The 6825-nt window shown below is 43.9% G+C and carries 7 protein-coding genes; 1 reads left to right on the forward strand and 6 read right to left on the reverse strand.

Annotation, left to right across the window (positions count from 1 at the left end; all coding sequences use genetic code 11):
- Positions 1-127: 127 nt before the first annotated feature.
- Positions 128-433 (forward strand): hypothetical protein, encoded by a 306-nt coding sequence (locus Q0E19_RS05550; RefSeq protein ID WP_294408065.1) that lies wholly within the window; start codon positions 128-130, stop codon positions 431-433.
- Between the two features lie 176 nt (positions 434-609).
- On the opposite strand, the gene Q0E19_RS05555 is transcribed toward Q0E19_RS05550, so the two are convergent.
- From Q0E19_RS05555 to purB, 6 genes are all read right to left on the reverse strand, one after another.
- Positions 610-1239 (reverse strand): cytidylate kinase-like family protein, encoded by a 630-nt coding sequence (locus tag Q0E19_RS05555; protein ID WP_294408066.1) that lies wholly within the window; start codon positions 1237-1239, stop codon positions 610-612.
- Between the two features lie 230 nt (positions 1240-1469).
- Complete coding sequence (locus Q0E19_RS05560) at positions 1470-2735, reverse strand: PLP-dependent transferase (RefSeq protein WP_294408067.1); 1266 nt, start codon at positions 2733-2735, stop codon at positions 1470-1472.
- A 105-nt stretch (positions 2736-2840) separates the two neighbouring features.
- Positions 2841-3947 (reverse strand): hypothetical protein, encoded by a 1107-nt coding sequence (locus tag Q0E19_RS05565; RefSeq protein WP_294408069.1) that lies wholly within the window; start codon positions 3945-3947, stop codon positions 2841-2843.
- A 61-nt stretch (positions 3948-4008) separates the two neighbouring features.
- Complete coding sequence (locus tag Q0E19_RS05570) at positions 4009-4641, reverse strand: hypothetical protein (protein WP_294408071.1); 633 nt, start codon at positions 4639-4641, stop codon at positions 4009-4011.
- A 5-nt stretch (positions 4642-4646) separates the two neighbouring features.
- Positions 4647-5204 carry a GNAT family N-acetyltransferase gene (locus tag Q0E19_RS05575; protein WP_294408073.1) on the reverse strand — a complete coding sequence of 186 codons (558 nt, stop codon included), beginning with the start codon at positions 5202-5204 and terminating at the stop codon, positions 4647-4649.
- A 2-nt stretch (positions 5205-5206) separates the two neighbouring features.
- On the reverse strand, positions 5207-6643 hold the full coding sequence (gene purB, locus Q0E19_RS05580) for an adenylosuccinate lyase (RefSeq protein WP_294408074.1): 1437 nt from the start codon (positions 6641-6643) through the stop codon (positions 5207-5209).
- Positions 6644-6825 lie beyond the last annotated feature (182 nt).

Below are 6825 nucleotides of genomic sequence, written 5' to 3' on the forward strand. Positions count from 1 at the left end.
TTGAGCATATTGACGAAAAGTCAAAGTTTTTTCATAAGAATACTTGATTTTTTGCACAGACTATGGTATACTATAAACAATCTAATCATAAGATTTAGACAAATTTACAAGAAACGGAGTGTTCAAAATGGGAAAATTATTAAAGGCTCTGCTGGCTGTCGGCACTATTGCTGCAGGTGTTGCTGCAATTCTCGCTTTCAAGAAGCATAAGGAGCTTGAAGATTACGATTACGAAGACCTTGACGAAGATTTCGACGACTGCTGCGACTGCGGCTGCGACGAGTGTTCCGATAACGCTGAAAAGGCTGACGAAGAGCCTGCTGAGGAAACAACTCCGGAGGAAGATCTTGATAAGGTAGAAGAGCCTGTGGAAGATGTTGACACAGCAGAAGCTCCTGCTGCAGATGCAGAGGAAGCAGAAACTGAGGAGTGATCCTAAAAATGATATCAGACGGCAGCAGAAATTTATCTGCTGCTGTTTTTTTGTGCCAAAAGACAGATCAAAAGGTTTATAAAGCAAAAAGAAGTCGGACACAAGATCCGACCTCTTTTCGTAGTAAGGAAAGTAAAATGAATTAAAATGGAAATAATCTTTTTTGAGCAGACAAACTACTTGCTTTCGTTGCCCTCTTTAATGGTGATATAGTCCTTCATAAGTCTTACAGCACCCTCAACACCTGTTTTCGATGAATTGATGCAGAGGTCATAATTCTTAGCCTCGCCCCACTTCATATCGGTATAATAGTTATAATAGGACGCTCTGCGCTTATCGGTCTTTTTGATAAAGTCCTCAGCCTTATTCTTTTCTATATCATATCTTTCAAGGATTCTTGCCTTTTTATCGGCAGTATTTCCCGAAATAAAGAAATTGATAACGTTAGGGAAATTTTTCAGGACATAATCTGCACATCTTCCGACAATAACGCAAGGACCTTTTTCCGCAAGGCTCTTGATAGTATCGAACTGTGCAAGGAATATCCTGTGGTTGAGAGGCATATCAGGATTTATCCTGCCGTCGGCAGTAACAGGGTAATTTCCCATTACCAGCGAATACAGAAAGCTGTTTGTATAAGACTCGTCATGCTTTACAAAAAGCTCCTGACAGATACCGCTTTCCTTTGATGCGATCTCAAGCAGTTCCTTATCATAAAAAGGAATGTCAAGCTGTTCTGCTAAGATCTTACCAATCTCACGTCCTCCGCTGCCAAATTCTCGGCTGATAGTAATGATTGATTTCATAGCACAACACTCCTTTCTGAATATACTTATTATCTTTGTGCTGTATATATTATAGCACATTTTTTGTGTTTTGTACACAATTTTCAAGGAAATTCTTTCACAAATTTATGCATTTTATTTTGTGCAATTTTCATATAGCAAAACTCGTTTCATATAGTTGTATATTTATTAACAAAAAAAGAGCGCAGACGCTTGTTTTTGTCCACGCTCCGAATATGTGAAAATATGCTTTACAGTGCTGCGAAAGCCTGCTTCAGATCATCAAGGATATCCTCAACATTTTCAAGACCTACTGAAAGTCTTATCATTCCGCCGTCTATTCCTGCTGCGACAAGCTGCTCATCTGTGAGCTGTCTGTGTGTTGCGGAGGCAGGGTGAAGTACGCAGGTCCTTATATCTGCAACGTGTACTTCATTTGACGCAAGCTTAAGATTATCCATAAACTTTACTGCGGTATCTCTTCCGCCCTTGATAGAGAATGAAATAACTCCCGAACAGCCCAGCGGCAGATACTTCTTCACAAGATGATAATACTTATTGCCCTCAAGTCCAGGATAGAATACAGACTCAACGTTTTCGTTCTTGTCGAGATACTCTGCAACTATCTTTGCGTTTTCAACATACTGCTTCATTCTTACAGGAAGAGTTTCAAGTCCGAGGTTGAGCAGGAATGATGAATTTGCGGCAGGATAGCAGCCGAAATCTCTCATAAGCTGCATCCTCGCCTTTACGATATAAGGTGCGAAAGGATATTTTTCGGTATAAACTATGCCGTGATAGCTTTCGTCCGGCTCTGTCATACATGGGAACTTGCCCTGCGTCCAGTCGAACTTGCCCGAATCGACGATAACGCCGCCTACCTGTACAGCGTGGCCGTCCATATACTTTGATGTGGAATGTATAACGATATCTGCGCCCCACTCGATAGGTCTGCAAAGATATGGTGTTGCAAAGGTATTGTCAACGATAAGCGGAACTCCGTTAGCGTGAGCAGCCTTAGCGAACTTCTCGATATCGAGGACAGTAAGTGCAGGGTTTGCGATAGTTTCGCCGAAAACAAGCTTTGTGTTAGGCTTGAAAGCAGCCATAAGCTCCTCTTCTGTGCAGTCGGGATCAACATAGATGCACTCTATTCCCAACTTTTTCAGAGTGATGCTGAAAAGGTTTATCGTTCCGCCGTAAATTGATGTGGAGGATACAAAGCTGTCCCCTGCCTCGCAGATGTTGAGTATGGAACAGAGGGTAGCTGCCTGTCCCGAAGATGTACACATTGCAGCGGCGCCGCCCTCAAGCGCAGCTATCTTCTTTTCAACTGCGTCTGTAGTCGGGTTCTCAAAACGTGAATATATAAGGCTCTTTGTCGGATCGTCAAAAACCTCTGCTACCTCGTTTGTGGAATCATACACATATGTAGTGCTTTGTACTATCGGAACAACTCTTGGTTCTCCGTTTTTTGGTGTATACCCCTCATGCAGGCACTGTGTTTCGATTTTCATTTTTTATCAGTTCCTTTCAAATATTTAAAGCATCACCGTCAGGCATATCCCATGCGGTGCTGCCTTTATTTACGCCTGTATAATTATTACAGATCGTGCTGTATTTTAATGCTTGACAGTAAAGCTTGATAAGATCTTCTCATAAGTCTGTGCATACTCGCTTTTTTCAGAGTAATTGAAGATAATGCAGAAATAATTTCCGCTGTCGTCAGGGAAAAATACTATATCATCGTCTATGGTATATGTATCATCTCCCGACACATACTTATGGCTCACCACGAATTTTATACCCTCTGTACCGTCTGCGGAAGTCACGTTCTCCTGCGACTTGACCTCTTCCCACCAGTCGAAATCCTTCGTCAGAGATGTTTTCATCAGCTCATAGAAATCCTCCGCCTTCATGGTTTCCTTCGGCTTGACATAGGCTATATCCACATTGCCGTATTGCACATTTCCCACTATCCTGTAAAATACGTCAAAGTCATATTTATCCATCGGATAGTTTTCCTCGTGGTCAAAGCCGTCATATGTATAAGGTATGACTACCGAAAACGGCAGGCGGGTCCTTTCGCCGATCGTATCGCCGTAATGCACATCATCGTGAGCATAGGCATAGTCGCTCACGTCAACTCCCCACGCTGCGCCCCACTGATACCAGTCCGCAAGGACATAAACTCCGTCATGGGTTATATTGGCTGTAACGCTGTTGTTTTCCTCGTCAGCCTCACACCATATCTCCTCATAGTTGTTGTCCTCTTCATTATAATAGAGCAGAATAAGGTTTCTCAGAGGCACATCATTGATATTATCACGGTCAACAGTTACCGTTAATTTTCCATTCTCCAGCGTATCGAACATTGCCACGAAAGGCACGCCGACCTTCCCCACAACGCCGTTATGCAGGACGTTCCTTGAATACTGTGCAAGGGCGAGCCTGCCCGAAGTCAGTCCGCTCATTTTTACCGAAACGAATGCTCCGTTATCCTCGGTAAAGCTGTCTAGGACAACTGATTTTTCCTGCAAGGCATCTTCCGCCTGCGAGCTTTCCTCAGTTTTCTCCTGCTGACTTTGTGTCTGTGAACTTTCGGCAGCGCTTACTGCACTTTTTTGGCTTTCATTGCTTCCTGCACTGTCCCCTGTCACTTTGCCGCAGGCACAAAGCCCTGCAAGCATAACAGCGGCAAGCACAGCCGCAGATCTTCTTATATTCATTTTGTTTTACCCCTTATAGTTTACCCTGTTTTTATTTTTTGCTATATTTGATATTTTAATATTATCTCATATCTATTTTTGACATTGAAACTGCGCTTTCCATAGCTATCCTGCCTACCTCGGTCATATTAAGACTGCTGCGGCAGCCTGCGGCTGCTTTTTGCAGTGCTATGCCGAAAAGTATATGCAGTTCGCCCTCCTGAGCATAATTTTTCGCTATGCTGTAAAGCGGCTGCCAGAGCTGTTTCACATAGGTCTGCATATCGTCGCCTGTTTCGCAGCTGCGGACTTTTCCGAACTGCTCCCCTCCCACAACGTAGGAAACATATCTGAAAATGTCGTTCACATCAGGCATGGCTGCCCCTGCATTGCGGAGCGCACCGCCTATGAGCGACCAGACGGAATATCTCTCGTTTACAAGAGGTTCGTTCAGCAGGTCGCCGAAGAAAAATCTTCTCCCCTGCTTATCCTGCATGACTGTAAAGACCTTATCCTCCGGAAAGCCTTTCTGTTTCATATAGATATCCCTTACGTCCTGCTGACAGGCATAACCTGCCAGAGAACCCAAGGCGCATATGAGCGACTGGGGGTGGAGCTGACCGTCTGCATTCCGCATGGCATTGACCGTCCGCATAAACACCTCTGCTGCGCCCTTTTGTAATTTTGTTATATCTGTTTTTTCGTATTTTTCCATATCGGCTATGCTCTTTCCGTTTCGCTGCTGTTTGTCACGCTGTATGCAAAATGCGGCATATCTTTTCCGTAATAGTGCTTTACGAATGAATATTTTATGGTCATACCGTTCTTTTCGGCGACACGTCTTGACGCAAGGTTCGTATCCCTTACTATCGAATAGACTTCCTTTGCGCCCAGTTTTTCAAAGGCGAACCTTTTGCAGGCTGCCGCTGCCTCGGTGGCATAACCATTGTTCCAGCAGTCACGTCTGAAAAGATACCCTATCTCCAGCACCTTTTCCCTGTCGGTAGGCTGAACAGTCAGACCGCACTGACCGACGAACTCGCCAGTTTCTTTCAATATGACCGCCCAAAGACCGCAGCCGTAGATCTGATATCTAAGCAGCTGCTTATCAAGCCACGCTTTCACCTCTTCATCTGAAAAGGCGTGTTCATATGCATACATGGCTTTTTCGTCCTTTAATATGGTACAGAGATTTTTAAAGTCCCCCTCGGTAAGTCTGCGCAGATACAGTCTTTCGGTTTCTATAAAATGGACAGCGTGAAGATCCTTTGCTGTCATTATTAAACGTTTATCTCAGCCACGTCGTCGGAAACTCCGTTTGCCTCTATAACAGGCTTTACGCAGTTTTCGATGAACTCATCGACCTGCTGAGGGCATCTTCCGATGAAGTTCTCAGGCTTCATGATAGCGTCCATTTCTTCTTTATTTATCATGAACATAGGGTCATTGAGTATAAGCTCGCAGAGGTTATTGTCAAGTCCCTCTTTCTTTACATTTGCTCCTGCGATCATTGAATATTCTCTTATTCTCTCGTGAAGTTCCTGTCTGTTTCCGCCCTTCTTAACAGCGTCCATCATGATATTTTCAGTTGCCATAAACGGAAGTTCAGCCATAACTCTTCTTCTGATGATCTTATCATATACAACAAGACCGTTATCAGGATCTGTTACGTTGAGCATGATATTAAGGATAGCGTCAACACCGAGGAAGGCTTCGGCAACGGAAATTCTCTTATTAGCGGAGTCGTCCAGAGTTCTCTCGAACCACTGTGTACCTGCTGTGAATGCAGGGTTGAGTACGTCGCACATAACGTATCTTGCAAGAGATGTTATTCTTTCATCTCTCATAGGATTTCTCTTATAAGCCATAGCGGAAGAACCGATCTGATTTTTCTCGAAAGGCTCTTCGATCTCCTTGAATGACTGGAGTATTCTGATATCATTTGAGAACTTGCTTGCAGACTGTGCGATACCAGCCAGAACTGAGCAAACCTGATAATCCATTTTTCTTGAATATGTCTGACCTGAAACAGGGACTACTGCGTCAAATCCCATTTCCTCAGCTATCATTTTTTCAAGCTGCTTTATTTTATCTGTATCGCCCTCGAAAAGCTCCATAAATGAAGCCTGAGTACCTGTTGTACCCTTTGAGCCTAAGAGTTTGAGGTTAGCGAGTCTGAAATCAAGATCCTCAAGATCCATAAGCAGCTCGTTGCACCAGAGTGTTGCTCTCTTGCCGACAGTCGTAAGCTGTGCAGGCTGGAGGTGTGTATAGGCGAGGCAAGGCATAGCCTTATACTTATCGGCGAACTGAGCGAGCTGGTCGATGACCTTAACGAGTTTTCTCTTGACAACTTTAAGGGCATCTCTCATTATAATAACGTCTGTATTATCGCCGACGTAGCAGCTGGTAGCGCCGAGGTGGATTATACCTGCCGCCTTAGGGCATACCTGACCGTAGGTATAGACATGAGCCATAACATCGTGGCGGACAAGCTTTTCACGCTCAGCCGCAACGGCATAGTCGATATTATCAACGTTAGCCTCAAGCTCGTCCACCTGCTCCTGAGTAACAGGAAGACCAAGTTTCATTTCAGCTCTTGCGAGAGCGACCCAGAGTTTTCTCCATGTAGTGAATTTTTTATCTGCGGAGAAGATATACTGCATTTCCTTGCTGGCATATCTTGTGCAGAACGGGCTTTCGTAACTGTTTGTCATAATAGCATAACCTCTTTCAGTTTATTTTTAGTTGCAGAACTATACCATACTATTATAACACACAATTTCACATTTTACAATAGTTTTTTGTCTTCCCAGACGGGGTTGAAAATTGCAATATAAAATGTCACCAAAGTTCAGAAGGGAGATTTAGTAAAAGTGACGCTTCAAAAGGTGAAAGC

The organism is uncultured Ruminococcus sp., from assembly GCF_934476685.1.
Classification (GTDB): Bacteria; Bacillota; Clostridia; order Oscillospirales; family Ruminococcaceae; genus Hominimerdicola.

Coding starts and splice junctions, on each gene's coding strand:
- Q0E19_RS05550 (WP_294408065.1), top strand. CDS start 128: ATGGGAAAATTATTAAAGGCTCTGCTGGCTGTCGGCACTATTGCTGCA.
- Q0E19_RS05555 (WP_294408066.1), bottom strand. CDS start 1,239: ATGAAATCAATCATTACTATCAGCCGAGAATTTGGCAGCGGAGGACGT.
- Q0E19_RS05560 (WP_294408067.1), bottom strand. CDS start 2,735: ATGAAAATCGAAACACAGTGCCTGCATGAGGGGTATACACCAAAAAAC.
- Q0E19_RS05565 (WP_294408069.1), bottom strand. CDS start 3,947: ATGAATATAAGAAGATCTGCGGCTGTGCTTGCCGCTGTTATGCTTGCA.
- Q0E19_RS05570 (WP_294408071.1), bottom strand. CDS start 4,641: ATGGAAAAATACGAAAAAACAGATATAACAAAATTACAAAAGGGCGCA.
- Q0E19_RS05575 (WP_294408073.1), bottom strand. CDS start 5,204: ATGACAGCAAAGGATCTTCACGCTGTCCATTTTATAGAAACCGAAAGA.
- purB (WP_294408074.1), bottom strand. CDS start 6,643: ATGACAAACAGTTACGAAAGCCCGTTCTGCACAAGATATGCCAGCAAG.